This is a genomic window from Agrobacterium sp. 33MFTa1.1 (assembly GCF_004328495.1).
Lineage (GTDB): Bacteria > Pseudomonadota > Alphaproteobacteria > Rhizobiales > Rhizobiaceae > Agrobacterium > Agrobacterium pusense.
Genome location: NZ_CP036358.1, coordinates 2,193,136 through 2,219,147, shown reverse-complemented (window position 1 = coordinate 2,219,147; position 26,012 = coordinate 2,193,136). Strand labels below are relative to the sequence as shown.

At 58.9% G+C, this 26,012-nt stretch carries 20 protein-coding genes; 11 read left to right on the top strand and 9 right to left on the bottom strand.

From position 1 onward, the window contains the following. Window positions 1–153: 153 nt before the first annotated feature. From EYD00_RS11165 to EYD00_RS11155, 3 genes are all read right to left on the bottom strand, one after another. Window positions 154–4,314 carry a translocation/assembly module TamB domain-containing protein gene (locus EYD00_RS11165; RefSeq protein WP_034500095.1) on the bottom strand — a complete coding sequence of 1,387 codons (4,161 nt, stop codon included), beginning with the start codon at window positions 4,312–4,314 and terminating at the stop codon, window positions 154–156. 45 nt (window positions 4,315–4,359) lie between these two features. Further along, window positions 4,360–6,285, bottom strand: a complete 1,926-nt coding sequence (locus EYD00_RS11160) for an autotransporter assembly complex protein TamA (RefSeq protein WP_004443756.1) — start codon at window positions 6,283–6,285, stop codon at window positions 4,360–4,362. Window positions 6,286–6,459: 174 nt separating this feature from the next. Further along, window positions 6,460–6,711, bottom strand: coding sequence for a YMGG-like glycine zipper-containing protein (locus EYD00_RS11155; RefSeq protein WP_004443753.1), 252 nt, complete (start codon window positions 6,709–6,711; stop codon window positions 6,460–6,462). Window positions 6,712–7,080: 369 nt separating this feature from the next. Between EYD00_RS11155 and hemA the strand changes: the two genes are divergently transcribed. Beyond that, a complete protein-coding gene (hemA, locus tag EYD00_RS11150) occupies window positions 7,081–8,298 on the top strand; it encodes a 5-aminolevulinate synthase (RefSeq protein WP_004443751.1) in 1,218 nt (405 codons plus the stop codon). 33 nt (window positions 8,299–8,331) lie between these two features. Here the strand turns inward: hemA and dxr are convergent, their stop codons facing one another. Further along, window positions 8,332–9,525: a 1-deoxy-D-xylulose-5-phosphate reductoisomerase gene (gene dxr, locus EYD00_RS11145; RefSeq protein ID WP_004443749.1), complete on the bottom strand. Its 1,194-nt coding sequence runs from the start codon at window positions 9,523–9,525 to the stop codon at window positions 8,332–8,334. 187 nt (window positions 9,526–9,712) lie between these two features. Between dxr and EYD00_RS11140 the strand changes: the two genes are divergently transcribed. Beyond that, window positions 9,713–10,411 (top strand): phosphatase PAP2 family protein, encoded by a 699-nt coding sequence (locus EYD00_RS11140; RefSeq protein WP_004443746.1) that lies wholly within the window; start codon window positions 9,713–9,715, stop codon window positions 10,409–10,411. A 17-nt stretch (window positions 10,412–10,428) separates the two neighbouring features. Then, window positions 10,429–11,577, top strand: a complete 1,149-nt coding sequence (locus tag EYD00_RS11135; protein WP_502685806.1) for an FAD-dependent oxidoreductase — start codon at window positions 10,429–10,431, stop codon at window positions 11,575–11,577. A 26-nt stretch (window positions 11,578–11,603) separates the two neighbouring features. Here EYD00_RS11135 and EYD00_RS11130 read toward each other — a convergent pair whose 3' ends face one another. From EYD00_RS11130 to EYD00_RS11115, 4 genes are read right to left on the bottom strand one after another with little or no spacing between them, the layout of a single operon-like run. Continuing rightward, entirely contained in the window at window positions 11,604–12,527 is a 924-nt protein-coding gene (locus tag EYD00_RS11130; RefSeq protein WP_004443741.1) for an ROK family protein, read from the bottom strand. Window positions 12,528–12,530: 3 nt separating this feature from the next. Continuing rightward, entirely contained in the window at window positions 12,531–13,703 is a 1,173-nt protein-coding gene (gene nagA, locus EYD00_RS11125; RefSeq protein WP_004443738.1) for an N-acetylglucosamine-6-phosphate deacetylase, read from the bottom strand. Continuing rightward, a complete protein-coding gene (locus EYD00_RS11120) occupies window positions 13,700–14,722 on the bottom strand; it encodes an SIS domain-containing protein (protein ID WP_004443735.1) in 1,023 nt (340 codons plus the stop codon). Before EYD00_RS11120 ends, nagA begins: the two co-directional genes overlap by 4 nt. 25 nt (window positions 14,723–14,747) lie before the next feature. Then, window positions 14,748–15,500, bottom strand: coding sequence for a GntR family transcriptional regulator (locus EYD00_RS11115; protein WP_004443733.1), 753 nt, complete (start codon window positions 15,498–15,500; stop codon window positions 14,748–14,750). A gap of 440 nt (window positions 15,501–15,940) precedes the next feature. On the opposite strand from EYD00_RS11115, the gene EYD00_RS11105 reads away from it, so the two are divergent. The 5 genes from EYD00_RS11105 to EYD00_RS11085 all read left to right on the top strand — a co-directional run bounded on the left by EYD00_RS11105 (window position 15,941) and on the right by EYD00_RS11085 (window position 21,443). Further along, window positions 15,941–17,122, top strand: a complete 1,182-nt coding sequence (locus EYD00_RS11105) for a Gfo/Idh/MocA family protein (RefSeq protein WP_004443731.1) — start codon at window positions 15,941–15,943, stop codon at window positions 17,120–17,122. Between the two features lie 11 nt (window positions 17,123–17,133). Next, on the top strand, window positions 17,134–18,018 hold the full coding sequence (locus tag EYD00_RS11100; RefSeq protein WP_004443728.1) for a carbohydrate ABC transporter permease: 885 nt from the start codon (window positions 17,134–17,136) through the stop codon (window positions 18,016–18,018). After that, window positions 18,015–18,872: a carbohydrate ABC transporter permease gene (locus EYD00_RS11095; protein ID WP_004443724.1), complete on the top strand. Its 858-nt coding sequence runs from the start codon at window positions 18,015–18,017 to the stop codon at window positions 18,870–18,872. The genes EYD00_RS11100 and EYD00_RS11095 overlap by 4 nt, the downstream gene beginning before the upstream one ends. 38 nt (window positions 18,873–18,910) lie before the next feature. Continuing rightward, on the top strand, window positions 18,911–20,143 hold the full coding sequence (locus EYD00_RS11090; protein ID WP_004443722.1) for an ABC transporter substrate-binding protein: 1,233 nt from the start codon (window positions 18,911–18,913) through the stop codon (window positions 20,141–20,143). Window positions 20,144–20,330: 187 nt separating this feature from the next. Next, window positions 20,331–21,443, top strand: coding sequence for an ABC transporter ATP-binding protein (locus EYD00_RS11085; RefSeq protein ID WP_004443721.1), 1,113 nt, complete (start codon window positions 20,331–20,333; stop codon window positions 21,441–21,443). Window positions 21,444–21,592: 149 nt separating this feature from the next. Here the strand turns inward: EYD00_RS11085 and EYD00_RS11080 are convergent, their stop codons facing one another. Further along, entirely contained in the window at window positions 21,593–22,078 is a 486-nt protein-coding gene (locus EYD00_RS11080; protein WP_004443720.1) for a hypothetical protein, read from the bottom strand. A gap of 243 nt (window positions 22,079–22,321) precedes the next feature. Between EYD00_RS11080 and EYD00_RS11075 the strand changes: the two genes are divergently transcribed. The 3 genes from EYD00_RS11075 to EYD00_RS11065 all read left to right on the top strand — a co-directional run bounded on the left by EYD00_RS11075 (window position 22,322) and on the right by EYD00_RS11065 (window position 26,012). After that, window positions 22,322–23,185 (top strand): MurR/RpiR family transcriptional regulator, encoded by an 864-nt coding sequence (locus EYD00_RS11075; protein WP_004443719.1) that lies wholly within the window; start codon window positions 22,322–22,324, stop codon window positions 23,183–23,185. A gap of 80 nt (window positions 23,186–23,265) precedes the next feature. After that, the gene (locus tag EYD00_RS11070; RefSeq protein ID WP_004443718.1) at window positions 23,266–24,048 is read left to right on the top strand and encodes an SDR family oxidoreductase; all 783 of its coding nucleotides are present in this window, start codon (window positions 23,266–23,268) and stop codon (window positions 24,046–24,048) included. 44 nt (window positions 24,049–24,092) lie between these two features. After that, window positions 24,093–26,012, top strand: a complete 1,920-nt coding sequence (locus EYD00_RS11065; RefSeq protein ID WP_004443717.1) for a beta-N-acetylhexosaminidase — start codon at window positions 24,093–24,095, stop codon at window positions 26,010–26,012.

Genomic DNA, 26,012 nt, shown 5'->3' with positions numbered 1-26,012 from the left:
AATGCTCGCTGTGGAGGCCGGCGCAAGTGCACCGACACTTGCAATGCGAATTTGGCGTTCTGCCTGGTGCCTGAACAGCCGGAAACAATATTTCCGTCTTCAATGGAAGATTCCTAGCATGAGATGGTTTCGCAAACCTAAATGCGAACCATCTCAATACTCTTTCTCGTAAAATATGCCTGCTGCGCCTTCGCCATCGCCGCCCGCTTCCCCGCGCAGCTTCACACCGCGTCCTACGTCGAGATTGATGATGGCTTTTGCGCCGGATTCGCCGCTTTGCTGCAGCTCCAGATAGGTTCTTTCGTTCAGGTATTTACCGGCGGAAACACGGGTCTGTCCTTCGGAATCGGTCGAAATATCAAGATCATCGACGCCGAGATTGCTTCTGAGCTTGTCGAACAGCGATGTGGAACGCCCGCCGGCCAGTTGAGCGGCGGCATCCGCCAACCGCGCGATCTGCAGCGCGGATAGTTTTGACATGGACTGGCCGAAGATCAGCTGTGCCATCACCTCATCCTGTGGCAGAGCGGGAGCCGAGGAGAACGCAAAGGTCGGATCGTTGGCAGTACCGGAAACAGATACGGTGATGGTCGTTGAACCAACTGTTGAGTCCGCCTTCATGTCGAGGACTGGAACGAGGCCGCCACCGAAACTGATATTTCCCGTCGTGAAATCAAGGCGGCGAGTGAGGATTTCAAGCCTGCCCCGACGCATTTCGAAGCCGCCGGAAATGACCGGAACCGCTGCCGTGCCACGGATCGTCAGATTGCCGGTCAGTTCTGCATCGATACCCCGACCGCGCACGAATATACCGCTCGGTGCATTGACCTGCAGATCGAGATTGATGGTGGACGAGCTCCCGCTTCCGCCCTGATCGGCTCCAAGCGCCTTGGCCTGCGCGCGTACCTTGGGTGGTGCGTTCTTGTGCTTGACGTCGATCTCCGTCAGTGAAGCCGGCAGCTTCTCCGGAATGGTGATGGCGCTTCTGTCCAGCGTCAGGTTGCCGCCCAGCACGGGGGAACTCAGCAACGGGCCTTTCAGCGTCAGCGTGCCGCTCACCACTGTCGTTACCAGCGTGCCGTCGTTGTAACCGGCGCGATTAAGCGTAATCGATATATCGGCAGGGAAACCCGAACCACCGGTTATGCCGACGCTGCCGGTTCCCGAGATCGTTCCACCGCCTGCCAGCCTGCCGGTCAATCGGGAGATGACGGCACGATCACGGTCGAAGGTGATGGTGGCGCCCAGATCGTTAATGGTGAGGTTTCGGCGCACGTCGGTCAGGCGCGTGCCATCAGTGGTGATGCTGCCGCTAATGACAGGTGCGGAAGCGCTGCCGGAAATCTTCACGTCGATGGCGGCGGTGCCATTCACATCGAGGCCCTGCGCTGCTGTTTGTGCCGCGACGGCTGAGAAAGGCAGTCTGCCGGAAAACGCCATCGAAAGCGGACGATTGCCGGCGATACCGAGCGAGCCGCCGCCTGAAAGCGCCATGCCGCCCTGACCGGAGACATTCGTGTCGATCTGCAGGGTGCCACCGGAAAATTGACCGTTCGCCTTGATGCCGAGGGCGGCGAGACCCGCCGCGCGCGTCTGCGCGACCTCGGCATTTACCCAGTTGAGATTATAGTCGACCGCAGGGTTCGATGCCGCACCCTTGGCCTTCACCGTGCCGGAGATGCTGCCCGCCGCATCCAGTCCGGTGGCAAAGGCATTTGCGAGACTTGCGGGCAGCGAACGGATATCGGCATTGATATCAAGCGTCGACCCGGCGGTGCCGTTGACCTCGACACGTCCTTCGCCCGTGATGATGGTCAAATCGGAGATCCGGGCCGTACCGTTCTGGATGGCAATGGTGGTGGGTTTTTCAAGGCGCACGGTAATGCCCTTGGGCGCGGCGGAAAAGGCGTCGAGTCTTACCGTCATGGGCGATCCGCCCGTCTCGGCGCTGCCATTCACCACCAGCGGTGCGTTGTCGTAACGCGCGTTGACGTTGAACTGCGTCGTTGTGCCGGAATGACCGATTGTGGCTTTCAGGTCAGATATCGCAGCCGCGCCGGCATTGACGGTATCGGCGTTGACCTTGCCGTTGATGGCGATTGCCTGAAGGTCGTCTATTGAAATATCGGCTGCCAACCCGGAGATCGTTGTCGTGCCCTGACGGATGCTGCTGCCATTGGCTTTGATCGTCGCGGCGATCCGGCCATTGGCGTTGCTAAGGGCGATGTCGCCGGCAATATCGCCATCCGCCTGCTGCGCAGCGAGAGCGGCGAGTAGCGCAAGGTCGGGAAAGTTGAAGGAAAGATTGCCGGATGGCAAAAACTGCTGCGAGAATTGCAGTTGTCCGTTCAAGATATTCCGGCCTACCGCCACGCGCAGCTCGGGAATCGCAGTGCCGTTTTCGGTTTGCACCAATTCGGCAATGGCATCGATCTTCTGTCGGTCAAGGCTGCCGCTGGCCGTAAGTTTCGCCTGAGGAGCGGCGGGATCGGCCTTGCCTGTCGCATTGACTTGCAACGATTCAAGCGTACGTCCGGCAAGGATTGCGCTCTCGGAAGTCAGGGTCACGTTGAAATCTGGCGCTGCCAGCGCGCCGGTGGCCTCGATCGCAAAATCGGCGACGCCCTTTGCCTGTGGCGTCAACTTTTCAAGAGCGAGAAATTTACCCGTCAGGCTGGCGCTCAATGCATCGTTTTCGAGGCCGGCATTGCCTGTCGCCTCGATCGTTCCCGACTTGACGACGAGGTTTTCAACGCTGGTGCGTCCACCGATGGTCACGTCGATATCACCCTGGAGGGAGATGGTGGTGTCGAACTTTTCCGCGAGAGCCGGTGGAAGGGTAGCGGGCAGTGCGAAGAGCTGCACGCTGGAGGTGAGGCGGTTGCCGGTAAGGTCAAAACTGCCGTTCAGTGTTCCGCCAACGCTGGCGCTTTCAAGCGTCGCGCTGTCAAAGCCGATGGCGGATGGGCTCAGGCGGAGCGGTGCATTGATGGTGAGCGGCGCACGCACCAGCCGATCAATATCCGGGCTGACAAAGGACGATTGCGCTACGGAGAGAGCGGTGGCGATTGTGCCGCTCCGGTCAGCGATATTGAGATCAGCGCTTTGCGCCGTCAGTTTGACGTCGTCCAGCCTGCCTTGCGGCAAAGAGAGGCTGCGCAGGGAAACGGTTGTGTCAAGATGTGCGGCGTCTGCCCCACCCTTTAACGAAAGATCGAGGCCGTTGATGAGGGCCTGCACCTCCCCATCGCTCAGCGGCCAGCGAAAATCGACGGGCCCGGCTGTGCCGATGAGGTTGGCGGCAAGGTCGTTCTGGCCGTTCGGATCAATGGTGCCGGAGGCCGTCAGCAGCAGGGTGCCGGTTTCCAGTGTACTGCTGCCGATTTCGATGCGCCCCTGTGGGGAAAGGGTGGCGTTTGCGTCGAGCTTCGTCTCACCGGCAAAAAGCTGCCGGAAGGCGGGCGGCAGAAGCAGATCGGGTTGGCCGCCACCCGCAACTTCGATGCGGCGGGTGCCATCCTCCGCGAGGAGGTGCCGGCCGGTGACGTTGACGACAGGGTTACCAGCGACGTTGCCGCGCATGCTGCCGGTCCAGTTTGAAAGCGGTCCTTCGCCGTTAAGGTCGATGGCGACCGCAGGTGTGCCGGGCAGAGACAGCAGCGTGGCAAGAAGTCCGCCCTCAGGCTCCCGCATCTCAGCTTTCAGCTTCAGGACATTTTCGTTGGGAAGAAATGCGATGTCGGCGTTAACGGCCGCATCCGGGGCATTCAGCCGGTGGGCCGTGAGCGACAGTCTGATATCGTCGCTGGCGGCCTTGAGGTTGCCTTCGGCCGTCAGTTCAAAGGGGCGGCCGAGAAGGGGCTGGCCGAGACGAATATCGGGAAAGCTGAAATTGTCGATCGCTATTTCAATCGGCAGAGAGGAACTGCCGGAGCTTTTGCTCATCGTTTCCTCCACCGGAACCGGTTGGCGCTGGACATCGATCGACCCCGCCGATACCCGGTCCGCATGGAAGGTGCCGGCAAGAAGCGAGAAGGGTGACCAGTCGACGGCGATCTGGTTCACGCGGGCATAAGGGCCCTGCCGATCCGAAAGAGTGACGTTGTCGAGCCTCAGATGCCCCGTCAAAAGCCCGCTGGGCGGAGAAATCTCGATTATCTGATCGGGTGTCGATACAAGCGATGAAATCTGCTTTGCGGCTATTCTCGCGCCCATCGGCGTAAAACCGACGAAAAAGGCTGCAAGCAACAGAAGTACCACGCCGCACAAGGCAGCGTAGCCCAGCCATTTCAGCAATCGAATCAACGTTTTCATAAAAGGTAATCTACACTCTGTTGCAAGGGTGTTCGACTGCGGCGTTTAAAAAGACTGACCGATGCCAGCATAAATGCCGAAACTGTTGCCGCCATCGTATTTGTCGAGCGGCGTGGCGACATCCAGACGCAGAGGCCCGAAGGGTGTCGCGTAACGCAGCCCGATGCCGGCGCCAGCCCGAATGTCGGAAAAGTCCGGGGTCACGTCTTCCGAGACCACACCCGCATCGATAAAAGGCACGATACCGATCGTGTCGGTGACCTTGATGCGGGCTTCAATGGAGCCAACGACATAGGAGCGACCGCCGGTCGCGTCGCCTGCCGCATTATAAGGCGATATTTCCTGATAGCTATAGCCGCGCACCGACCCGCCGCCCCCGGCATAAAAGCGGCGGGTGGTGGGGATGTCCTGCAGGTCGCTTCCGCCGACGAGCACGCCGCCCGACAGTTTTCCGGCCATGATCAGCCTGTCTTCCGCGCCCAGCCCCTTGTACCCGGTAATCGAACCTTCGAAAGAGGAGAAGAAGGTGCCGTTCAGGGCCTCATAGCTGGGCTTGGCGGCCACCGATGCACGAAAGCCTTCGGTCGGGTTGAGCTTGTCGTCGCGGGTATCGCGAACGAATTCCAGCGGAATGGACGTGGTAAGATATTCGTTCTTTCCGAAGGCGTCGTCTGTATCGGCCCACTGCACCTCCAGGCCCGCGGCAGCCGTGTCGGTATCGTTTAGTTCATAACTGAAACCGGCAGTCCCAGTCAGCGTCTTGGCTTCGTAGGTGTCCGGATGCTCGGTCTTGGCAATCAGGCTGGTCTTGAATGTCGTGCGGGGATTGAACATTCCGGGCTTCGTAAAGGTAATGCCCGCCGAATAGTCCATGCCTTCCACGCTCGATGCCTCTGCAATGCGCGAGACCGAGCCCTCGATGCGCAGCGATTCGGCCTGGCCGAACAGGTTTCTGTGGCCCCAGTAGCCCTGAAGACCAATGCCTTCGGTGGTGGAATATTGTGCGCCGACGCCGAAATAGCGGTGCTTGCCTTCGGACACTTCGATGGTCAACGGAATGGTGCCGTCGCGGGCGAGCGTTCCTGCCTCCTTGATCGTCAGGCTGGAAAAAACACCGAGCTGGCGCAGGCGATCGGCGGCCTTGCGCAGTTTTTCCGGCGAATAGGGCTCGCCGCCATTGAGGCGCGAATAGCGGCGGATGAAATCCCCATCGACGGTTTTTTCACCGGTGACGGTGACCGTGCCGAGTGGGGCGACGGGGCCGCCTTCGGCCGCCATGGTGATGTCGACAGTGTTTGTCGCGTGGTTTGCAACGGCCTCGCGTTTCGTCAGCTTGGCAAGCGGGCGGCCTTCGGCCTTCAGATCATCGATCAGCTTGTTGCCGGCGCGGATGATCGCCAGGGAGCCCGCATCGCCGCCCGTCGTCAGGCCGTATTCCTCGAGATCGCGGCCTGTGACGTCGCCTTCGAGACGGATATTGCCGAGTGTGAATTTGGGACCGGGCGTAACGGTTATGATCACGGGAACGGGCGCGCTATGGTCGAAAACCGGGTTGGGCGGCAGGTCGTCGACATTCCTCCCGGCCACGGTGACATTGACAATACCGCCATAGCGGGCGTTTTCATAAAGCGCTGCAATCAGCCTGTCCCTGTCGTCCCTTGCCTTTATCAGGAGTCCGAGATCGCCTGAGGCAGGCTTGTCCTTGTCGGCCAAAAGAAGGGAACTGTTTTCGAGGCTGTCCGTCAGGGATTTGTCGGCGTCGGGAGCGTTGAGCGTGACGGCATATTTGACGGGGTTGATAACCTCGACCTCCGGTTCTTCCGAACCCCACAGGCGCATGCCGAACAGTTTAAAGGCGAAGGCATCACGCGTAAAAGCCGGATACAGGGCGAACGTCACAGCAACCGCAAGCGCGGTGCCAGCTTTCCGATACGCAATGCCTGTCTTCGGGTTAGTTCGTGTTCTTCGCATAAGCTGCTTTATGGTTGAGCCTTTATTGTCGCCCTAACCCGTTTCCTCTCCGTTAACATTGCAATTTAATCATAAATAAACGGCTTTGAGGACCCTCGGCACATGTTTTGCAGCCCATAACGCAAAAAGCCCCGGATGACCGGGGCTTCTGTGCAACGGTATTTCGCGAAGCGATTAGCGGCAACGTGCCGTGTAACGCTGGCCGTACTGGTCGCGGTAATAGCAATAGCCCGGCTCGGAAGCGTTGCCAATCAAAGCACCACCGACGCCACCGATCGCTGCGCCAACGGCTGCGCCACGAACGTTGCCAGTGACCGCGCCACCGATAACGGCGCCGGAAACGGCACCAATCGAAGCACCCTTTTCAGTCTGCGTGCAGCTTGCAAGCGACAGGCCGACCAGCGCAAATATGATTGCCTTTTTCATGAAACTCTCTCCAACGTTACAATGAGCTCTTTGGCTCGGTAGGCGTCCCATATTTATCTGCGGCGACTGCTACCTCCGACCGCCACAGATAACTAACAATTCGATGTCGTTTAGGGAAGCCTCCACTTAAGGCATTCCTCCGAGCGTAAATCGATTGTGCCCCAAACAACGGCGCGGCGCAAAAAAGGTTCCAAAAATCCGCTTTTTTGATGTGAATCAATTTTGCGCTTTTCATGAGCGGCTATAAACGGTTTATTGGAATGGTTCAAAACAACGGCGAATTGACGCAGTGGCGGCTAAAATAGCCCGGAAGGGTTGACGGTCCCGGCAACGAGGCAGAGAACGAGCTGGTCAATTCTGGAGCATGGCATGGACTTCGAGGCATTTTTCACGACGGAACTGCAAAGCCTGCATTCTGAGGGACGCTATCGCGTTTTTGCGGATATCGAACGCCAGCAGGGCAATTTCCCCCGCGCGACCCGGTATAACGCCAATGGTGAACGCAAGGACGTTACTGTCTGGTGTTCCAACGACTATCTCGGCATGGGCCAGAACCCGAAGGTTGTCGAAGCCATGAAAGCCGCCATTGATCACTGTGGCGCGGGTGCGGGAGGCACCCGGAATATTTCTGGCACCAACCACTATCACGTCCTGCTCGAGCGCGAACTTGCTGACCTCCATGGCAAGGAATCGGCGCTGATCTTCACCTCAGGCTATGTGTCCAACTGGGCTACCCTCGGCACGCTCGGCCAGAAGATACCTGGCCTGATCATCTTTTCGGACGCGCTCAACCATGCCTCAATGATCGAGGGCATCCGTTATGGCCGTTGTGAGCGGGTGATCTGGAAGCACAATGATCTCGAGGACCTCGAGGCCAAGCTCCAGGCCGCTGATCCGAACGCGCCGAAGCTCATCGCTTTCGAATCCGTTTATTCCATGGACGGCGATATCGCGCCGATCAGGGAAATCTGCGATCTTGCCGATCGTTATGGCGCCATGACCTATCTCGATGAAGTCCACGCTGTGGGCATGTACGGCCCGCGCGGCGGCGGCATTGCCGAGCGCGAAGGCCTGATGGATCGCCTGACGATCATCGAGGGAACGCTCGGCAAGGCCTTCGGCGTCATGGGCGGTTACATTACCGGCTCCACCGCGGTCTGCGATTTCATCCGCTCCTTCGCTTCCGGTTTCATCTTCACCACGGCATTGCCGCCGTCGCTCGCCGCCGGAGCGATTGCTTCGATCCAGCATCTGAAGGCAAGCCCTTTCGAGCGGGCCCGGCATCAGGACCGCGTGCGGAAGCTGCGTGGACTTCTCGATGCGCGCGGCATTCCGCATATGGACAATCCAAGCCACATCGTGCCGGTCATGGTGGGCGATGCTGCCAAGTGCAAATGGATATCTGATATCCTGCTCGACAGTCACGGCGTCTATGTGCAGCCGATCAATTATCCGACGGTGCCGCGTAAGACCGAGCGTCTGCGCATCACTCCGACCCCACTGCATAGCGACGCGGACATCGAGCATCTGGTCGGCGCGCTGCATCAACTCTGGTCGCATTGCGCGCTGGCGCGTGCGGTGGCGTAAGGAAACTCTTCGGATAGGGAAATCGGGCCGCGTTTACGCGGCCTTTTCTTTGGTGGAGATGAGTTCGCCGGCATGGCGGCGAGCTTCCTCATCTGCCGCGAATACATCTTCGATCGTGCCAGCGCTGCGGCCGTCATCCATCCGGTCCATAACCGTTTCCACGATTTCCGCCATATCGAGGAAACCGATGGCCCCGTCGACGAAGGCGTGAAAGGCAGTCTCCTCGGCGGCGTTCAGGGCGGCACCCTGTAAGCCACCGCGCTCCAGCGCGGTTCGCGCCAGCCGAAGTGCCGGGAACCGTGCTTCATCCGGCGCCTCGAAATCGAGCCTCGCCAGTTTTGCGAAATCCAGCCGTTCGACGTTCAGCTGTCCGCGCTCAGGATAGGTAAGGGCGTAAGAAATGGCGGTGCGCATATCGGGAGATCCGAGCTGCGCGATATAAGAGCCGTCGCTGTAGCCAACCATCGAATGCACGATCGACTGCGGATGGACTATTACCTCAACCTGATCCGGCCTGAGATCGAAGAGATATTTCGCCTCGATCATCTCCAGTCCCTTGTTGAACATGGAGGCGCTGCCGATGGAAACCTTCAACCCCATTGACCAGTTGGGATGGGCGCGGGCGACGTCCGCCGTGACATTGGCCATTTCTTCGCGCGACCATGTGCGGAACGGGCCGCCGGAAGCCGTCAGGATGATGCGTTCCACAGCCTCTCTGTGATCGCCCGTGAGGCACTGGAAGATTGCGCTGTGCTCGCTGTCGACCGGGATCAGCCTGCCGCCACCCTGCTTGACCGTGCGTACAAAAACATCGCCCGCCGAAACGAGGCACTCCTTGTTGGCGAGGGCGATATCTGCGCCACGCCTGGCCGCAGTCACCGTGGGGGCCAGACCGGGGGTTCCGGCAATGGCCGCCATCACCCAGCCGGCATCCATCGAAGCCGCCTCTTCAAGACCGGATTTGCCTGCCGCGGTCTTTATGCCCGTTCCTGCGAGAGCGGACTTGAGGTCTTCGTATTTGTCGTCCTCGGCGGTGACGGCAAGCTCCGCGCCGAATTGTCGCGCCTGCTCCGCCAGAAGGGCGATATTCCCGGCGCCGGTCAAAGCCACGATCTCGAATTGGCCCCTGCCGCCCAGTTGACGGACCACATCCAGCGTATTGGAGCCGATCGAACCCGTCGAACCCAAGATCGTCAGCTTGCGGGGCATTTCACTGGCATTCGTCATTTTCAGTCCGTCGGTCCGTTGCTGGTCGCAATTCTTCGGGCGTGCCGTTCTCCCGAAGGTACTGCACGTTTTCGGGCTATATGCTTTAGCCTCTACCCGCGAAAACAAGCCATAACAAGGACAAAGCCAGCCTATTGTTTTTGCGGATGGCAAAGCCATATGCAAGAAAAACGATGAGAGGATATTGATGCGGCGTTTTCTCGTTTCCAGCGGATGGATTTTTGCGGCGAGCCTTGTGCTGGTTGCGGCCTTTGTCCCTTTTGATCCGCGCCTCTCGGAAAGCGCGCAGGCGTTGCCCGGTGCAGTGGTATCCTTTAATCGTGCGATTACCGATTTCGGAACTTTCCGCTGGATGCTTTATTCCACCGGCGCGCTGGCCATTCTCGCCTATGTCGCGGCGCGGGTTCTCAGCGCGCAAACCTATCATGGCCGGTTGCGGACAGCGTGGCGGCTTCTCTCCTATTTCTTTCTGACAATCGGGACCGCGAGCATTCTCGTTCATACGCTAAAGTTCCTGATCGGCCGGGCGCGGCCGGAGCTCCTTCTGGAAATGGGGGCGTATAGCCTCACACCCTTCACCGGAGACAATCTTTATGAGAGCTTTCCTTCCGGCCATTCCACGGCTGCCGGGGCGTTTTTCGGTGTCTTTGCCATGCTTATGCCGCGCTTTCGCTGGGCGTTTCTTCTGCTTGCCGTTGTGATTGGCGTCTCACGTGTCATTGTCGGCGCGCATTATCCGAGCGATGTGGCGGCCGGGCTGCTGCTCGGCATGTGGACGGCCATGGCCTTCGCCTTTATCTTCGCCAGGTCCGACATGTTGTTCCGGTTCGACGCACAGGGGTGGCCGCAACCGAAAAACGTGGCCTTACCTGCGCAAAAGACTTGATGGTGGTGGGGGATCGTATGGTTGCCGGGGGCCTTGACGCCGAAATGCCAGAGCGGAAGCGGATCATCACAAGGGTTGCCATTGCCGGCGCTGGCCCTGCCGGGCTCATGCTCGGGCTCCTCCTTGCGAGAGCAGGTATCGATGTCACCATCGTTGAAAAGCATGGCGATTTCCTGCGCGATTTTCGGGGCGATACCATTCATCCTTCCACTCTCGATATTGTTGAGCAGCTAGGCTTCATTCGGGAGTTTCTGGCGCTGCCGCATACGAGAGCGCAGAAACTTCATGCCGAGATTGCGGGTCAGACGGTCACCATCGCCGATTTTTCCCGGCTGCCTGCGAGAAACCGTTTCATCGCCTTCATGCCGCAATGGGATTTCCTTAGCTTTCTTGCCGGCAAGGCAGGGCAATATGAGAATTTCACGCTGCTCATGAATGCAGGTGTTTCCGGTCTGCGCGAGCGCGATGGCGTTGTTGCGGGTCTGTTGGTGGAAAGTTTCGGGCAGCCGACGGAGGTTCTCTGGATGAAACTATCCAGGCAGCCGGGCGATCCGGCGGAAACCATGGGGCATGCCGGCCCCCAGCAGGGTTTCGTCCTGATAGATCGCGGCGATTATTGGCAGTGCGGTTTTGTGGTCCGCCGCGGAACCTTCGCCGAGATGAAGGTTCAGGGTATCGCAGCGTTCCGCGATGCGGTGGCGAAAGTGTGCCCGCTGCCGCAGGAACGGCTTCTCGAACTTCAGACCTTTGAGGATGTGCATCTGCTGACGGTCAGGATCGACCGGTTGAAGCGATGGTGGAAGCCTGGCCTCATCTGCATCGGTGACGCGGCTCACGCCATGTCGCCCATTGGCGGCGTCGGTGTCAATCTTGCCATTCAGGATGCCGTTGCCGCCGCAAATATTCTCATTCCCGTTCTTGCGCAGGGCGAAAAGCCAGGCGAGCGGGAATTGATGGCCATCGAAGCGCGGCGCTCATTTCCGACAAAGGCGACACAAAAGCTGCAATTGATGATGCGCAGCAGCCGGAAGAAGGATCAAGGCGATAGCCGCAAGGCGAAAGGGCCCCCCGCTTTCGTGCGCATGATTGCCCGCGTTCCGCTTCTCGCCCATCTCGCCGGCCGTTTGATCGGCCTCGGTTTCCGACGGGAGAAGTTGACCCGTTGATCCTTCGGTGGCGTGCAAGCGTCCGCTCAGGCCTCTTCGATCACCCGTGCATGTTTAAGCCCGAGAACGGCCGAGCCGATCAGTCCCGGTTCAATCCTGCAGATGGCAGGTACGACAAGCGGCCGGGCGAAGCGACGGAGAATTCGGGCTCTGACCGCTTCATCCAGTGTGGCAAGCAGTTCCCTGGAGTTTGACAGGCCGCCGCCGACCGGCACGATGGTTGCCCCGGTGACGTTGATCACCATCGCCAGCGGCGAAGCGAGAATATCGACAAGGATATCGATGGTTCTTGCGGCGTCCGGGTTGCCGCCCAGCCAGGCTGCGATGATTTCCTCGCTGGTCATGTCCTGGCGGTGGAGATGCATATGAAGCTTTTCCATGCCGCGGGCGCTGCCAATGGCATCCACACAACCCGTGAGACCACAGCCGCATTCGAACCGAGGCAACTCCATCGGCGGGTTGCCGACCCGCGTCGCAGCCACGGGTCCGTGACCCCATTCGCCGGCGAAGCCACCCTCGCTGTTGATGAGACGGCCGTCGATCACCAGACCTCCGCCGACACCGGTTCCGAGGATGACGCCAAAAACCACGCGATGGCCCCGCCCGGAACCGATCTCCGATTCGGCCATCACGAAACAGTCGGCATCGTTGGAGACGATGACAGGAAGGCCCAGTGCCTGTTCCAGTTCGTCCTTCAGCGCGCGGCCATGAATACTTGGAATGTTGGCGACAGTGGCCCTGCCGGTGTCGGCATCGATGACGCCGGCAATCGACAGCGACACGCAGGCAGGTGTGCCGCCACTATTGTCGATGACGGATTTCAGGCCGGCAGCAAAGTCTTCAAAGCTGGTCTTTGGCGTCGGGATGCGCGGCACGGGGCGAATATCGTCAGGAGCGTAAGCAATCGCGCCCTTGATGGTCGTTCCGCCTATATCGAAACAAACGATCATGATTCAGCCTCCGGAGCGTGCGGCATCGTGGATCTTATCTCCGCCGATCCATGTCGAATGCATCTGAAGTTCAGATGTAAGCATGACAAAATCCGCATCGAAACCAGGCAGAAGCCTGCCTTTGCCAGAAGCGCCGATTGCCTCGGCAGGATAGGCGGACGCCATTCTCAAGGCCTCTTCCAGCGGCGCGTCCAGCTTTTCGTGCATGAAGCGAATGCAGGAGAGCATATCGATATCCGCCCCCGCCAGCGTACCGTCTTCAAGCGTCAGCCGGCCGCCGTTGCGATAGACACGCCTGCCATTCAGTTCAAAACCATCATCGTCGGTGCCGATAGTCGACATGGCATCAGTGACGAGGAAGATGTGGGCCGGGCCATTCTTTGCGCGCAGCGCAATGCCCATCGCGGCCGGATCGACATGGAAACCGTCGGCGATCAATCCACAATCGAGCTTGCCGTTTGAAAGTGCCGCCCCCACGAGCCCCGGCTCGCGATGACCGAGCGGGCTCATGGCATTGAAAAGATGTGTGACCATCGAAGCACCTGCTTCGGCATAGGCAGTCGCCATGTCGAGTCCTGTGTCCGTGTGGCCGAGACTGACGACGATGCCGGCTTCTGCCAGCGCCTTGACCTGTTCCAAGGTTACATTCTCTGGGGCAACGGTCGTCATCACGAAGGGGAGTTTTGCCTTGCATCCGGTCAGCACCGCCAGATCAGGCGCTTCCATTTTGCGGATCAGTGCCGGATCATGTGTGCCCTTGCGGGCAACTGAAAGATGCGGGCCCTCGAAATGCAGGCCGAGAAACCCGGGCACCCTTTCTCTTTGGGCGTCAATGCCCGCTTCGGCGGCTCGCAATGTGATATCCGGCCGGTCGGTGATGAGCGTGACCATCAGCGCCGTGGTGCCGAATTTCGCATGGGCGGAGCAGATCCGGGCTATTCCTTTCGCATCCGGCTGGTTATTGAACATCACCCCACCGCCGCCGTTGACCTGAAGGTCAATGAAGCCAGGCGTGATCAGCAATCCTGGCGCGTCGATGATCTCGGCTTCTGCCGGTGCGGACATGCGGCCACTGATGTCGCCGACACGGCCATCCACGGTCACGAGCACCCTGTCGTCGTGCCATGCGGCACCATCGAAAATGCGGGCGCCGACAAATGCCTTGATGCCGCTCATTGAGTTTCCGTCACCTTCTTCAACGCCACCGGCGCATCCGGGTTGAAGCCGCGCAGGCGCGACAATTGCTCGATGAAGCCGTAAAACGGCGCGATCAACAACAATGCATCGGTCAGCGGATGGTTGGTTTCCACGAAGGGCAGGGACTTGGCGGGGCTGCCTTTTGAGGATGTAACGAAAACATTGGCGCCCTTGCGGGAGAGATTTGCGGCAATTTCCGTCACGGAGGTCTCGGCGCGGTCACGGGCGGCAAAGGCGATCACCGGAAATCTCGGCGCGACCAGCGAAACCGGGCCATGCATGACTTCCGCCGACGAATAGGCTTCCGCGTGCAGTTCGCAGGTTTCCTTGCATTTCAACGCGGCTTCCGCGGCGATGGCGAGAGCAGGACCACGGCCAAGCATATAAAGCGATTCCTCACCCTTGACCGCCTCGCCGATGTGGCTCCAGTCAAGGGCGACGGCCCGGGCGAAATTCTGCGGCAGGGCGCTGATCGCCTTGGCAAGCAGGTTGTCTTCCGTCCATTCCGCAAGGATCGCGAGACCGGCAACGATGGAGTTGACGAAGGATTTGGTGGCAGCCACGGCTTTTTCCGGGCCAGCCTGTATATCGATCGCGTGATCGGCGGCATCGCCAAGCGCAGATGGCAGGGTGTTGACGAGCGAGAAAGTGAGCGCGCCGCCATCGCGCGCACTTTGCGCCAAGGCGACGATATCCGGGCTCTTGCCCGATTGCGAAACGGCAATGGCCGCCGCCCGTTCCAGCCGCAGCTTCGTCTGGTAGATCGAGGCGAGCGACGGGCCGAGCGAGGCGACCGGAAGCCCGGTCTGCAGTTCGATGGCATATTTCAGGAAATGGGCGGCGTGATCGGAAGATCCACGGGCGATGGTGACGATAACGGCCGGATCACGGGCCTTCAGCTTGGCGCCGGCTTCCTGGAAGTCCGAATTGGCATTGTCGAGCAGGCGGGCGACTGCATCGGGAATCTCGTCGATTTCCTGGCGCATCAGGGTTGTCATTGTTTCTGTCCTTGATCACTGGTGGTCACTCGGGGCCCATCGTCAGTTCGGCGACGAGGTCATAGGCGTCGCTGCGGTACAGCGCACGGGATATTTCCATAAGGCGCCCGCTTTCCAGATAGGCCATTCGCTGAACGGAAAGCGCTGCCGAGCCCGGCGGAACGCCAAGCAGCAGGGTTTCTTCATCGGTAAGGTTACGGGCAGAGATGCGCTGGATGGCGCGCACCGGGCGAATGCCACTTTTCTCAAGCTCAAGATAGAGCGAATTTTCGACCATTTGCGGGTCGGGCAGAATATCGCCTGGCAGGCTCGTGACTTCAAGCGCGATCGGCTGGTCATTGGCAAGGCGCAGACGGGTGAGCCGCGCCACCATGGCCGATTGTGAAAGGCCAAGCGCCATCATTTCGTCGCCGGTGGGGTGAAAGAGGCCTCTGTCCAGCCAGCGGGTGCTCGCCGTCATGCCACGCCGGCGCATGTCCTCCGTAAACGAAGTGAGCTTGGTCAGAGGCTGTTGCATGCGGGTGATCGGCTTGACGACAAAGGTACCGGAACCGTGCCGCCGGACGAGGAGGCCGTCGCGCACGAGGTCATCCACAGCCTTGCGCACCGTGACGCGGCTGACGCAGGCACTTTCCGCAATGTCGCGCTCTGGCGGCAAGGCATCGCCATGTTTCAGGCGGCCACCATTGATGGCGTCTTCAATCGTCTGGCGCAGCTTTAGGTAAAGCGGGCCGCCACCCGATTGCAGATCCTCCAGATTAAGCGCTGCCCCGTTCATCCATAACCTCTGTTACAATCCGATATGGCTGCTTCTGGCTATACCACACAAGTCGCGATCAGCAATACCAAAATAGAACCATTGGCGAACTCGTATTATTAATCGGAGCTTTTTTCGTTCTAATGCCTCAATTTAAGGCCTTATGATCGAAATTTCCGCATTAACCAAAAAAATTTTCTGATCATTGTAATTGCTCTAGACGATTGGCATTTTTTTGGTATTGTTTTGGCATCGGTTGTCGGTGAATAGCTGTTGCGCGTCCTGCCGGCCTGGAAGAATCGGTTTCATATCCGCGACTTGCCAGAGTAAATCGAATTTTGCTTGACCGTTTTGAAAACTAATTTCATCATGGTCGGAAATTATCGCAGATAACTGAATAGCCAGCGGAGAATTGGCTGAATCTGCGAAAATTATTTACTAATGAGCAGGGAACAAAGTTCATGAAGGTGGGAATTATCGGACTCGGATTCCGTCTCGGTTATCTGGGCTACGTTTTTCATGAGATCGACAAGGATTTCGAGATCGTCGGTTATGTCGATCCGGCGCCGGCGGGCTTGCCGGGTCTCAAGGAAAAGGGGATCTCGGCCGGCAAGGCTTACGACAGCCCCGAGGCCTTGATCGCCAATGAAAAATTCGATCTCCTGATGATCGGTTCGCCGAACCACATGCATCTCGACCATATCCGCATCGGTCTTGAGGCGGGTTGCACCATCTTCTCCGAAAAGCCGATCGTCGTCAGCATCGAGGAAAGCCTCGAACTTGCCCGGCTCCTCAACAAGCATGGTCACGAGCGGTTGCTGGTGGGTCTCGTTCTGCGATATTCGCCGCTTTACCGCGATCTGCGCGCCGCACAGGCTGAAGGTAAGCTTGGCGATGTCGTTTCCATCGAGGCTTCCGAGCATATTCCGCCCTATCACGGCGCATTCTTCATGCGCGACTGGCGGCGTTACGAGCACTATTCCGGCTCCTTCATGCTCGAAAAATGCTGCCACGATCTCGATCTCTACAATGGTGTTGTTGGCGCGCGACCCCGTTTCGTATCGAGCTTTGGCGGGCGCAAAAGCTTCACGCCGGCCAATGCGCCGCAGAATGATGGCATCAACGACATGGAGGTTTACCATCGCAAGCCGAGCGGCTGGATGGGATCCGACAAGGTTTTCGACAGCGACGGCGACATCATCGATTACCAGACGGCGATCGTCGAATATGAAAACGGCGCTTCGCTTGCTTTCCATACCAATCTCAACGTTCCCGATGATTTCCGCCGTTTCTGCGTCATCGGCGCCAAGGGCATGGCGGAGGGCGATTTCGTGCGCGGTTTTCTCAACGTGCATAATGCCCGCACCAATGAAAAGACCCTGGCCAAGACCTATTCGGCGGCAACCACGCTCTCGCAGCATTATGGTGCGGACGAGCAGATGGCGGAGGATGTCATCGCCCATGTCGTAGAGGGCGCGCCGCTTCCGGTTTCCGCGCTCGACGCAATCGAGGCCGGTATTCTGGCGCTTGCGATGGATGAAGCGCGTCATGGCCGCAAGGTGGTCGATCTGAAGCCGGTTTGGGAGGCATACGATCTGGCCCTGCATGGGCAGCCGAAATCCCCCGCCGTGAAAACGGCTTGAGGGGCGGCGCGATGGAAGCGAAACGCAGCGCTGTCGTCTTTGCCTGGCTCCTTCTTCTGCCGGCGCTTTTATACATCACGGTTATCGTTGCTTATCCGCTTGTCGATACCTTCATCCTCTCCTTTACCGATGCGTCGCTCAGAAAAACGACAAATTGGGTCGGCTTCATCAATTACGAGAAGATCTTCAACGCTACTTTTGCCGATGTCATCACGCGGACCTTTATCTGGACGTTCTTTTCCGTCTCGATAAAGATGATCATCGGCACCTTTGGTGCAGTGCTGCTGAACTCCGCCGTTCCCGGCCGGGCGCTGTTTCGCATCCTGACAATGCCGCCGTGGATCGTGCCGATGGCTATCGGCATCTTCATGTGGGGCTGGATGTATAACGGCCAGTTCGGCATGATTTCCGGCGTGCTGCAGAACCTCGGCCTGGTGGATGGTCCGGTCGCATTCCTCGCCTATGGCAGAACGGCATTCTGGGCAACGATCGTCACTGACGTCTGGATCGGCGTGCCGATGGTGACGCTCTATCTGCTGGCGGCCATCCAGGCCATCCCGCAGGATCTCTACGAGGCCGCTTGGACAGACGGGGCAAGCCGCCTCTACCGCTTCCGCCGCATCACGCTGCCGCTGATGCTGCCCGCGATGATTACCATGTCGATGATCTCGCTGATTTCGACCTTTAATTCCTTCGATATCATCTGGATCCTGACGCAGGGCGGACCGACCGGCCAGACCACGACCATGATCATCGACACGTACAAGACGGCGATCGGCTCTTACAAATATGGTGAGGGTGCCGCGCGCGCCGTGCTGATCTGCATCTTCCTGTCGATCTTCACCTATTTCTACTTCCGCATTACCAGCCGCATCTCGCAGGAGGCCAGCCGATGACCGACAAGAATGCGATGATCAACCGCTACAGGTGGTATGAAATTGTCGGGATTTATTGCGGTATCGCCGTGTTCCTGACCTTCGTGCTGGCGCCCTTCGTCGAAGGATTCCTGGTTTCGCTGAAACCGCTCAGCCTGCTGTTTTCCTCGCCCTACAAGTTCTGGCCGACAAACGGTTCCTTCGAGGCCTACCGCACGATGTGGGTCAGCGTTCCGGGCTTTGCCCGCTACGTCTTCAACTCGTTCTTCATTTCGACGATCTCCACGATCATCGTTCTGCTTCTGGTGGTGCCGGCGTCATATGCCTTCGCCCGGTTCCAGTTTCGCGGCCGCGGGCAATTGCTCGGTGCATTTCTGGCGATCAACATGTTCTCCGGCGCCGTGCTCCTGATCCCGCTTTACCGGCTGATGCGCAATATGGGTGTGCTGAACACCTATCTGGCGATGATCATTCCCGGAGCCGCTTTCCTGATCCCGACCGCGATCTGGCTTTTGCGCACCTATATGCTGCGTATCCCGCGGGAACTGGAAGAGGCGGCCTATGTGGATGGCGCAAGCTACTTCTACACCTTCCGTCGGGTGATCCTGCCGCTTGCGATGCCGGGTATCGCCGTGGTCTCCATCACAACCTTCATCGGCGCTTATGCGCAGCAGTTCATCTTCGCGCTCACCTTCAATTCCAAGACCGAATATATGCCGCTGCCCATCGGCCTCTTCGCCTATTTCGGTCGTCAGGAAGTCATCTGGAATGAGTTGATGGCGGCCAGCTTCGTCGGCATTGCGCCGGCCATGGTCGTGATCTTCTTCATGCAACGATATCTCGTCAGCGGGCTGACCGCCGGCGCGGTGAAATAAACAACAACCGGAACGACCACCAAAACGGGAGACTACCTATGGCACTGAAACATTACGGATTGGCGCTCTGCGCTTTCGCATTTGCCGGTTCCACTGCCCTTACCACGGTGACGGCGCACGCGGCCGACAAGGAGATCAGCTGGATCTATTGCGGCGACAAGATGGACCCGATCCACGAAAAATACATCAAGGAATGGGAAGGCAAGAACGAGGGCTGGAAGGTTGTGCCCGAGGTCGTCGGCTGGGCGCAGTGCCAGGACAAGGCGACAACGCTTGCCGCCGCCGGCACGCCCGTCGCCATGGCCTATGTCGGTTCGCGCACGCTGAAGCAGTTCGCGCAGAACGATCTGATCGTTCCGGTGCCGATGACCGAAGACGAAAAGAAGAGCTATTACCCCAACATCGTCGACACGGTGACGTTCGAGGACACGCAGTGGGGCGTTCCCGTCGCATTCTCGACCAAGGCGCTCTACTGGAACAAGGATCTGTTCAAGCAGGCTGGTCTCGATCCCGAAGTGCCGCCGAAGACATGGGCTGAAGAAATAGCCTTCGCCAAGCAGATCAAGGAAAAGACGGGAATTGCCGGTTACGGCCTCCCCGCCAAGACCTTCGACAATACCATGCACCAGTTCATGCATTGGGTTTATACCAACAACGGCAAGGTGATCGACGGCGACAAGGTCACGGTCGACAGCCCGCAGGTTGTCGCGGCGCTGAAGGCCTACAAGGACATCACGCCCTATTCCGTGGAAGGCCCAACGGCCTATGAGCAGAATGAAATCCGCGCCATCTTCCTCGATGGTAAGGTCGGCATGATCCAGGCCGGCTCGGGCGCCGCAACACGCCTGCAGGAAACCAAGATCAACTGGGGTATCGCGACCCTGCCGCTCGGCCCGGAAGCCAAGGGTCCCGGCACGCTGCTCATCACCGACAGCCTGGCGATCTTCAAGGGAACCGGGGTTGAAGAAAAGGCGACGGAATTTGCGAAGTTCATCACGTCGCCCGGCCCTCAGGGCGAATATGAGCTGCAGGGCGGCGCGGGCCTCACCCCGCTGCGTCCGTCTGCCAAGGTAGACGAATTCGTTGCGAAGGATCCCTTCTGGAAGCCGCTGATCGACGGTATCGCCTATGGTGGGCCGGAGCCGCTCTTCACGGACTACAAGGGTTTCCAGGACGTGATGATCGAGATGGTTCAGTCTGTCGTTACCGGCAAGGCAACGCCGGAAGATGCGGCAAAGAAGGCTTCTGGCGCTCTCGAGCAATATAAATAATCCGATTGCAACGGTTGCGGGCGTAATGCCCGCAACCGGTCCGTTTCGCCGTGAGATTGGTCGCCGCCCCCTGTGGCTGCTCTTTCTCGTGTTTTTCAACGGTTCCGGTCTGACGCGGTTTCCGCATCATTGTCCGGAACGTCTCTGAATGCGGCCAGATTTCGGCCGCTGACGGGAGAGGCAAGTCTTGGGTCAGCTTTATCTCAACAACGTCCGCAAGAACTATGGACATTTCGAAGTCATCAAGGGCGTTCAGCTCGACATCAGGGATGGCGAGTTCGTCGTTTTTGTCGGCCCCTCGGGATGCGGCAAATCCACTTTGCTGCGCATGATCGCCGGCCTTGAGGATATTTCCGGCGGCGACGTCGTCATCAACGGCGTGAAGGTCAATGAACTGCCGCCGGTCAAGCGTGGTATCGCCATGGTCTTCCAGTCCTATGCGCTCTATCCGCATATGACTGTTTTCGAAAACATCGCTTTTCCTTTGCGCGTCGAAAAGATGGAAGAGGGCAAGATCAAGGACAAGGTGGAGAGCGTTGCGAAGATTCTTCAGCTCGACCAGCGCCTGCAGCAGCGCCCCGGCATGTTGTCTGGCGGCCAGCGCCAGCGCGTTGCCATCGGTCGCGCCATCGTTCGTGAACCGAAGATATTCCTGTTCGATGAACCGCTTTCCAATCTTGATGCCGCCCTTCGCGCCGATATGCGCATCGAGCTCACCAATCTTCACAAGACGCTCAAGGCAACGATGATCTATGTCACACACGATCAGGTGGAGGCCATGACCATGGCGGACCGCATCGTTGTGCTGAATGCCGGCGAAATCGCCCAAGTGGGCGCGCCGCTCGAACTTTATCACAAGCCGGCGAACCTGTTCGTCGCGGGGTTCATCGGTAATCCGAAAATGAACTTCCTGAAGGTCACCTGCAAATCCGTCGGTCCCGAGGGTGTAACAGTGGCTTATGAGGGCCAGACGATCACCGTGCCGGTGGAACCTCGCGCTGCTCTGCAAGGCGCCCAGCTAACGCTTGGCATTCGCCCCGAACATACCGGCCTCGAGCCGGCGGACCTCAACATCAAGGTGGCTCCCAGTGTCATCGAGCGGCTCGGTGTGAACACGATTGCCTATGGCGTCGCGCCGACAGGTGAAAACTATTGCGCGCTGCTTTCCGGCTCCGCACCCGTGGTGGTGGACGAGCCCATCGTCACCGGCATCAAGGCATCGGATTGTCACCTGTTCGACGAAAGCGGCATTGCTCTCGAGCGGCGCGTCGATCTTTCCGTCCTCAAGCTGATACAATAACGGCTGGGAGTCGGGCCATGCACTCTGTCCTAACGCGCCCGGCTTTTCCTGATGCGATCGGTGTCCGGCGATTTTTGCCCGTCACCGGGCGAAAAAATAACGCCGGGCTTTTGGCCCGGCGTTCACTGAACTCCAGCATCTCCGTTGGATCACGGCATGGGGTTGGGCATGTAGCCGGTAAAGCCGCTGATCTTCCAGCGTCCTTCATGCAGCCGGCAGTAATAAAGCGTCTGCCACTTCATGACGTCGAAACCGCCATCGGCCCTGCGAATTCCGCCGTCGAATTTCTTGCGAACCAGCGCGGTTTCGCCTTCCACTTCAATTTCCTCAAGCGTGGTGGTGGTGAAGATCGCATGGCGTGGGTCTTCAGCAAATTGCTGGGTTTGGAAATCCTTCGCCTGCCGCAGCCACTCGTCGCGATAGGCGGCAAGGGAGGGGAAAGACAGGCGCCAGTTGTCAGGATTTGCATCCCGACTGGCATTGATGCCGAGGAAGCCGTCTTCAACGAAATCATCCGCTACCCTGGACCAGTCGGCTGCAAGGAAAGCGTCGATGTCCCGCGTTACCAGCATCTCCCAGATGGAATGGCGGGCGCTGTCGGTTTCGGCGAAGGGGTTTTGGAAGGGATCGCGCATGATTCTGGTCCGTTGTTGAAATTATTTTCAGGAATTGGAAATTTCCCTGGTGATTATTGTTGGCATATGCTCATCTTCCAATCAACAGAGAAAACCGTTTTCATTTTGAGGATGTCAGGCGTGTCTTCGGGAGGACGGAACAACGGCGGCTCCCGGCTTTATTCGGTTGACGGGCGGCCTGGATTAGGGTGCATCGGAAACGGGGCCAAGCCTTAAGTTTTGGCGGAACGGAGACCGGTGAGCATGGATATTTTCGCAAGAATACAGGAAGACAGGGGACAATTCTCGCAATCGGAGCGGCGGATTGCCGATATTCTGGTTTCGGATTTCGAATTCGCCGTCAATGCGTCGATCATTGAACTTGCCGCCCGCGCCGAAGTGTCTCCGCCGACGGTGACGCGGTTCTGCCGCCGGCTGGGCTGCCAGAGCTTTTCGGATTTCAAGGTCAGTCTCGCCAAGACGGCCTATGTCGGTATCCGGTACCTCACCTCCGAACCGTCCAGCACCGGCCCCTCGGACGTCGCGGAAGAGGTGCTTGCCAAGGCTCAGGAAGCACTTTTCCTGTTGCACAGGACGCTCGATCCTGCCCTTGCCGATGAAGCGGCGATCAAGATCGCCAATAGCGGCATGATCTATGCCTTCGGCGCGGGCGGCAATTCCTCAATGATCGCTTCGGAAATCCAGAACCGGCTTTTTCGCCTGGGTTTGCGTGTCTCCACCAGTGCCGATCACAGCATGCAGCTGATGATGACCGCCGCGGCCCGAAAGGAGGACGTGATTATTGGCTCCTCCTTTTCCGGCCGCAACATGGAGCTGGTGAAGTGTTTCAGGCTGGCTCGCGAGATGGGGGTTACCACCATCGCGCTTACCCAGAGCGACACGCCGCTTGCCGCGGCCGCGGATATGGTGGTGGGTGTCAACGTGCCCGAGGGTAACAATATCTTCCGCCCGACTTCATCGCGCTACGCCTATCTGGCCGCCGTTGACGTTCTGGCGACGCTTGCTGCTTATCACCACCGGCAAAGATCGATGGTGACGTTGCGTCACATCAAGCAGCAGCTCGTGGAGCATCGCGATTCGGATGACAAGCAATTGCTCGGCGACTGAAGGTGGGATGATGAAAACGTGGGCTGCTCGGCCCGAGACCCCGCAACAGGGATCGTGAAACTTCAAGGGAGTTGCAGGAGATGAAGGACAGGAAAGACCAGCTCGCCATCGTGACCGGCGCGGCAGGTGATATCGGGCGGGCGATTGCCGCGGCGCTTTCTGAAAGCCATGCGAAGGTGGTGCTGGTTGATATCGATGCTGAAGCCCTTTCCAATGCGCTTTCTCTGCTTTCCGGATCCGGTTTCGTTGCAAAAACCTGCGATGTCACCGATCCTGCAGATCTTTCGAGGCTGGCGGCTGACGTCGCGGAGCTGGGCGATGTCGCGACACTCGTCAACAATGCCGGTGCCGCGAGGGCTGTCAGTCTGCACGACACGACCGCCGAAATATGGCGGCAGGACAATGCCCTTAATCTCGAAGCACCGTTTCTCTGCTTTCGCGCTTTTGAAGACGCGCTGAAGCGGACACAGGGTTCCGTTGTCAATATTACGTCGGTCAACGGCATGTCGGTTTTTGGCCATCCAGCCTATAGTGCGGCGAAGGCCGGATTGATCCACCTGACGAAACTCATCGCCGTCGAATACGGGAAATTCGGTATCCGTTCCAACGCTGTCGCGCCGGGCACCGTGCGCACCCAGGCGTGGGAGGCGCGGGCCGCTGCCAATCCCCAGGTCTTCGAGGAGGCGAAGCGCTGGTATCCGCTGCAGCGCATCGTGAAACCCGAAGACGTGGCGAATGCGGTCGCCTTTCTGGCGGGACCGCAGGCGGCGGCCATCAGCGGCGTGTGCCTGCCGGTCGATTGCGGTCTCACGGCGGGGCAGGCGCCGCTGGCCCGCACTTTTTCGCAATCCGAACACTACTGACCGAGCCCTCTCATAGGGTCAAATGCGCAATAAAGGGGAGCATCATGGCGCTCGCAAACTATCGTCTCGAAAATTCATGGCATCCACTGGCGGAATCCGCATCCGGAGGCTTCACCTTCACGCTGATCAATCTTTCCCGAGAGCCGCTGAGGGATTTCCGTATCGTTTACACGTCGCTGACGCGGACGGTAGACAAGCCGGTTTGCGGCAATGCGGTTTATCTGCGCCGTAACGCCAATTTCCATGAATTCGCGCCGCCTGCCGGTTTCGTGCTGGAACCCGGCAAATCCTGGCGTTTCACCGTCGATGGGTTGCTGAGGCCCGCCCGGCATCGCACGGATGGTGCAAAATCCGCCTATATCAGCCTTGCCGACGGCACGCATCGCGCCGTTGATGTCGGGGACCTGATGTTGGACGGGCGTCACAGCGAGCCGGCGCCGGTGCTGCTTCCAGAAGGCAAGCTTGTTCTGCCTTTTGCCATCCAGCCCTGGCCTGCCGAAATCGATGCCGAGCCCGGCGACGGCTTTCCCGTCGCGCTCTTCCCGTCGGAAGATGCCAAGGCCGATGAAGTCCTTGCGGTGGAAACCGTGCTTTCGCTGTTCCGCAGGCTATTTACCGTCGGGCACGTGCCCTTCAGCCTCGCCCCTGTGCATGAGGGAAAGGCCCTGCACTTCAAACAGCATAGCGGACTGGAGGCGGAAGGTTATCGCCTTTCCTTTTCCTCTGACTTTGTTGTCGTGGAATACTCGGCCGCTGCCGGGCTGCAGTATGGCCTGACGGTTCTGGCGCAATTGCTGCATGGCGCGCGTCTCGATCCAAGGTTCCGTTTTCCCGCGTCCGGCACAATCAGCGATGCGCCGCGTTATAGCTGGCGCGGCTGCCACCTGGATGTCTCGCGGCAATTTTATCCGACGCAGGATGTCGTGCGGCTCATCGATATTCTTGCATGGCTGCGCATGAACCGCTTCCACTGGCATCTGACGGATGATGAGGCGTGGCGTCTTGAAATCAAGGCTTATCCGTTATTGACCACGGTCGGCGCCACACGCGGCCCGGATGCGCCGCTTCTGCCGCAGCTTGGCAACGGCGCGGAACCGGTCTCCGGTTATTATACCCAGGACGATGTGCGCATGGTCGTTGCCCATGCTGCGGCGCTGAATGTCGAAATCGTGCCGGAAGTCGATATTCCCGGCCATAGTACGGCTGCCCTCGTCGCCTATCCGGAACTGACGGACGGGCAGGAAGCCCCTGACAGCTATCGCTCCGTGCAGGGATATCCTAACAACGCGCTCAATCCGGCCATCGAACTCACTTACGAATTCCTCGGCAAGGTTTTCGACGAGATGGTGGAGCTGTTCCCGTCTCGGCTCATCCACATCGGCGGCGATGAGGTTGCGGACGGATCCTGGCTCGCCTCGCCACTCGCCAAGGAGCTGATGGAAAAGGAGGGACTGGATGGTACTTTCGGTATCCAGTCCTATTTTATGAAACGCATTCAGGCCATGTTGCACGAGCGCGGCCGTCAGCTGGCCGGCTGGGACGAGGTTTCGCACGGCGGCGGCGTCGACCCCGCGGGAACATTGCTGATGGCGTGGCAGAAGCCGGAGGTCGGCCTTGAACTCGCAAGGCAGGGTTACGATGTGGTGATGACCCCGGGGCAGGCCTATTATCTCGACATGGTTCAGGACGAAGCCTGGCAGGAGCCGGGTGCCAGCTGGGCCGGCACCGTTCCGCCTTCTCACACCTACTCTTATGAGGCGATCGGTGATTTTCCAGAGGAGTTGAAGGAGAGGATGAAGGGTGTTCAGGCCTGCATCTGGTCCGAACATTTCCTCAACCGCGCCTATTTCAACCATCTGGTCTTCCCGCGGCTACCGGCCATTGCCGAGGCGGCCTGGACACCGAAGGCGCAGAAGGACTGGTTGCGTTTTGCGGCCATCGTTCCCTTTAGTCCGGTGTATTGA

What these genes read in the sequence shown, in the direction of transcription:
- EYD00_RS11165 (WP_034500095.1), bottom strand. Translation starts at nt 4,314, where the DNA reads ATGAAAACGTTGATTCGATTGCTGAAATGGCTGGGCTACGCTGCCTTG.
- EYD00_RS11160 (WP_004443756.1), bottom strand. Translation starts at nt 6,285, where the DNA reads ATGCGAAGAACACGAACTAACCCGAAGACAGGCATTGCGTATCGGAAA.
- EYD00_RS11155 (WP_004443753.1), bottom strand. Translation starts at nt 6,711, where the DNA reads ATGAAAAAGGCAATCATATTTGCGCTGGTCGGCCTGTCGCTTGCAAGC.
- hemA (WP_004443751.1), top strand. Translation starts at nt 7,081, where the DNA reads ATGGACTTCGAGGCATTTTTCACGACGGAACTGCAAAGCCTGCATTCT.
- dxr (WP_004443749.1), bottom strand. Translation starts at nt 9,525, where the DNA reads ATGACGAATGCCAGTGAAATGCCCCGCAAGCTGACGATCTTGGGTTCG.
- EYD00_RS11140 (WP_004443746.1), top strand. Translation starts at nt 9,713, where the DNA reads ATGCGGCGTTTTCTCGTTTCCAGCGGATGGATTTTTGCGGCGAGCCTT.
- EYD00_RS11135 (WP_502685806.1), top strand. Translation starts at nt 10,429, where the DNA reads ATGGTTGCCGGGGGCCTTGACGCCGAAATGCCAGAGCGGAAGCGGATC.
- EYD00_RS11130 (WP_004443741.1), bottom strand. Translation starts at nt 12,527, where the DNA reads ATGATCGTTTGTTTCGATATAGGCGGAACGACCATCAAGGGCGCGATT.
- nagA (WP_004443738.1), bottom strand. Translation starts at nt 13,703, where the DNA reads ATGAGCGGCATCAAGGCATTTGTCGGCGCCCGCATTTTCGATGGTGCC.
- EYD00_RS11120 (WP_004443735.1), bottom strand. Translation starts at nt 14,722, where the DNA reads ATGACAACCCTGATGCGCCAGGAAATCGACGAGATTCCCGATGCAGTC.
- EYD00_RS11115 (WP_004443733.1), bottom strand. Translation starts at nt 15,500, where the DNA reads ATGAACGGGGCAGCGCTTAATCTGGAGGATCTGCAATCGGGTGGCGGC.
- EYD00_RS11105 (WP_004443731.1), top strand. Translation starts at nt 15,941, where the DNA reads ATGAAGGTGGGAATTATCGGACTCGGATTCCGTCTCGGTTATCTGGGC.
- EYD00_RS11100 (WP_004443728.1), top strand. Translation starts at nt 17,134, where the DNA reads ATGGAAGCGAAACGCAGCGCTGTCGTCTTTGCCTGGCTCCTTCTTCTG.
- EYD00_RS11095 (WP_004443724.1), top strand. Translation starts at nt 18,015, where the DNA reads ATGACCGACAAGAATGCGATGATCAACCGCTACAGGTGGTATGAAATT.
- EYD00_RS11090 (WP_004443722.1), top strand. Translation starts at nt 18,911, where the DNA reads ATGGCACTGAAACATTACGGATTGGCGCTCTGCGCTTTCGCATTTGCC.
- EYD00_RS11080 (WP_004443720.1), bottom strand. Translation starts at nt 22,078, where the DNA reads ATGCGCGATCCCTTCCAAAACCCCTTCGCCGAAACCGACAGCGCCCGC.
- EYD00_RS11075 (WP_004443719.1), top strand. Translation starts at nt 22,322, where the DNA reads ATGGATATTTTCGCAAGAATACAGGAAGACAGGGGACAATTCTCGCAA.
- EYD00_RS11070 (WP_004443718.1), top strand. Translation starts at nt 23,266, where the DNA reads ATGAAGGACAGGAAAGACCAGCTCGCCATCGTGACCGGCGCGGCAGGT.
- EYD00_RS11065 (WP_004443717.1), top strand. Translation starts at nt 24,093, where the DNA reads ATGGCGCTCGCAAACTATCGTCTCGAAAATTCATGGCATCCACTGGCG.